We start from the raw sequence: 3051 nt of genomic DNA on the forward strand, positions 1-3051 counted from the left end.
CTTTCAAACTCATTTTGGGCTTTCTTAAAGCAAAGAGCCGCCAGCTGTTGGGCGGGCGGCTCTTTCGTACGGCGAAATTTTCCTGATTAGAAAAGTTTCGGCGGCAGAGTCAGGCTACGGAGGCGCTTGTGCTGGCGTTTGACAGCAGCGGCAGCCTTACGCTTGCGTTCGGCGGTGGGTTTTTCGTAAAACTCACGGGCACGCAGCTCGGTCAGCAGGCCAGTCTTTTCGACCGTGCGCTTGAAGCGGCGGATAGCAACTTCGAACGGCTCATTTTCCTTGACACGAATGTTCGGCATATAAATCACCCCCTTCCGTTAGGCGCCTGCCAGGTCAAGTAAAAGGCAGTGCGCGCAAAATTTGTTCCGCAGACTTTGCGGGTAGCCGAGCAGTATATGCGAAAAGCCCCTGCTCATCCAAGTGTTAAAATCCGCGCCATGCTAGTTCTTGGTATTGAATCTTCCTGCGACGAAACCGGTATTGCGCTCTACGACAGCGAAGCCGGTCTCCTGTCGCACGCTCTCCATTCGCAGGTGGCGATGCACGCCGAGTACGGTGGCGTCGTGCCGGAACTGGCTTCGCGCGATCACATCCGGCGTGTCGTGCCGCTCCTGCGCGAGGCGCTGGCCGGTGCCGGCAAGTCGCTCGACCAGGTCGATGCCGTGGCCTATACGCGAGGTCCGGGGCTGGCCGGGGCGCTGCTCGTTGGTTGTGCCTTTGCCGAAGCGCTGGCGCTGGCCATCGACAAGCCGACGATTCCGGTGCATCACCTTGAAGGGCATTTGCTGTCGCCGTTGTTGTCGTCGACGCCGCCGACTTTTCCGTTCGTGGCCTTGCTGGTTTCCGGCGGTCATACGCAATTGATGCGGGTGACCGCCGTCGGCGAGTACGAATTGCTCGGCGAGACGCTCGACGATGCGGCCGGCGAGGCTTTCGACAAGAGTGGCAAGCTGCTTGGCCTGCCTTATCCGGGCGGCGCCTTGTTGTCGAAGCTGGCTGAATCCGGAACGCCCGGCGTTTATCAGTTGCCGCGGCCGATGTTGCATTCCGGCGATCTGAGTTTCAGCTTCTCGGGGCTGAAGACGGCCGTTTTGACGCTGGTCCGCGAGCACGCCGACGACCTGACCGATACCTTCAAGGCCAATGCGGCACGGGCCTTCCAGGAGGCCATCGTTGAGGTGCTGGTCAAGAAGTCGCTCAAGGCGATGAAGCTGACCGGCCTCAAGCAGCTGGTGGTGGCCGGCGGCGTCGGTGCCAACAAGCAATTGCGGGCGACGCTCGACGACGAGGCGCGGCGCAAGCGGTTCAGCGTTTATTACCCGGAACTGGAGTTTTGTACCGACAACGGGGCGATGATCGCGCTGGCCGGCTGTCTGCGCCTGCAGGCCGGGACGCCGGCCAAGGCGGCGGGCAGTTTTGCCATTCAGCCGCGCTGGCCGTTGAGCGAACTGCTGCGCTGAGCCCCGTTGCCAGCCTGCCCTTGGGGGGGGATCAGGTTTTTTTCTTGCTGCCGATCTTCGATTCCTGGCCGGCCATCAGGCGCTGGATGTTCTGCCAGTGTTTGCCGATCAGCGCCATGCCGAGGATGCCGACGACGACTGTTTGGCTGTTGCCGCCGTGCATTAGTACCGAGATGACCGGGGCCATGCCGGCGGCGATGACAGCGGCCAGCGATGAGTAGCGGAAGACGTAGGCCATGAATAGCCAGGTGCCGGCGACGGCGAGGCCAAGCAGTGGGTCGAGGGCAATGAGTACGCCGGCGGCGGTGGCAACGCCCTTGCCGCCCTTGAATTTGAGGAAAATCGGGTAGAGGTGGCCGAGGAAGACGGCCAGCGCGACGAGGCCAATGACGCCGCTCGAAAAGCCCATTTGCTGGGCGATGAAGACGGCGGCCCAGCCCTTGAGCGCATCGCCGATCAGGGTGAATAGTGCGGCCTTCTTGTTGCCGCTGCGCAGCACGTTGGTGGCGCCCGGGTTGCCGGAGCCGTAGGTGCGCGGGTCGGCCAGGCCGAAGAGCTTGGCGGAAATCATGGCGAAGGGGACGGAGCCGAGCAGGTAGGCGGTGACGAGGGCGAGGGCTATTTGCATGGGGCGCTTAGGGGGCTTGGGACGCTGAGGTACAATCGCGCCAAATTTTACACCGCTGCTGCGGTCGACCGCCCTATGGACATCATTTTCCTCGACGAACTGCGCGCCGAAACGTGGATAGGCATCTATCCGCGCGAGAAGGCCATGCCGCAGACGGTCGAAATTTCATTGCAGATCGGCGTGTCGACGGCCTCGGCCGGGGCCAGCGACGATATTCGTGACACGGTCGACTACGCCGTGGTCGTCGACCGCCTGCGGGCCGATCTGTCCGTCGTGCACTTCAACCTGATCGAGGCGCTGGCCGAGCACGTGGCGAGCTATGTGCTGCAAACCTTCGCTGTGCACTGGGTGCGCGTCTCCGTTGGCAAGCTCGGCATGATGCCGGGCGTCAAGCGCGTTGGCGTGATCATCGAACGCTCGCTCTGAGCGGTTTCGTTTTTGGCCGTTATTTCCGGTTGACCGTAGCACGGCCCAAACGACCCCGCTTTAGCTTTTCAACGCTGCCTCGACTACTTTCGCCTGCAGTGTGCGCAGGATGTCGTGCGGGTGAATGCCGACCAGGAAGCCTCGCCGGCCACCGTTGATGTAGATCAGCGGCAGGTCGAGGATGGTTTTTTCGATATGCACCGGCATTGCCTTCTTGGTGCCGAACGGGCTGGTGCCGCCGACCAGGAAGCCGGAGTGGCGGTTGGCGACTTCCGGCTTGCACGGCTCGATTTTCTTGCAGCCGATTTGCCGCGCCAGTTCCTTGGTCGAGACCTTGCAGTCGCCGTGCATGAGCACGATGAGCGGTTTGGCGTTCTCGTCCTCGAAGATCAAGGTTTTGATGACGGCATGTTCATCGACGTTGAGTTCGCGCGCCGATACCTTGGTGCCGCCGTGTTCCTCGTAGTCGTAAAGATGGGTGGAAAAAGCCACCTTGTTCGCCTTGAGGAATTTAGTGGCCAGGGTTTCGGGGGCGTG

General features: G+C 61.7%; 5 protein-coding genes. 2 read left to right on the plus strand and 3 right to left on the minus strand.

The window, feature by feature from the left end; genetic code table 11:
- Positions 1-86: 86 nt before the first annotated feature.
- Positions 87-299, minus strand: coding sequence for a 30S ribosomal protein S21 (gene rpsU / locus ADADOO_RS02515; protein WP_117607760.1), 213 nt, complete (start codon positions 297-299; stop codon positions 87-89).
- Between the two features lie 138 nt (positions 300-437).
- On the opposite strand from rpsU, the gene tsaD reads away from it, so the two are divergent.
- Positions 438-1460 (plus strand): tRNA (adenosine(37)-N6)-threonylcarbamoyltransferase complex transferase subunit TsaD, encoded by a 1023-nt coding sequence (gene tsaD / locus ADADOO_RS02520; protein WP_511274735.1) that lies wholly within the window; start codon positions 438-440, stop codon positions 1458-1460.
- Between the two features lie 31 nt (positions 1461-1491).
- Here tsaD and plsY read toward each other — a convergent pair whose 3' ends face one another.
- Positions 1492-2088, minus strand: coding sequence for a glycerol-3-phosphate 1-O-acyltransferase PlsY (gene plsY / locus ADADOO_RS02525; protein ID WP_511274736.1), 597 nt, complete (start codon positions 2086-2088; stop codon positions 1492-1494).
- Between the two features lie 75 nt (positions 2089-2163).
- On the opposite strand from plsY, the gene ADADOO_RS02530 reads away from it, so the two are divergent.
- Entirely contained in the window at positions 2164-2514 is a 351-nt protein-coding gene (locus ADADOO_RS02530; RefSeq protein ID WP_511274738.1) for a dihydroneopterin aldolase, read from the plus strand.
- Positions 2515-2574: 60 nt separating this feature from the next.
- On the opposite strand, the gene ybaK is transcribed toward ADADOO_RS02530, so the two are convergent.
- A partial coding sequence (ybaK, locus tag ADADOO_RS02535) for a Cys-tRNA(Pro) deacylase (protein WP_511274739.1) occupies positions 2575-3051 on the minus strand: 477 nt, incomplete at its 5' end.

This window comes from Azonexus sp. (genome assembly GCF_036170495.1).
GTDB lineage: Bacteria > Pseudomonadota > Gammaproteobacteria > Burkholderiales > Rhodocyclaceae > Azonexus.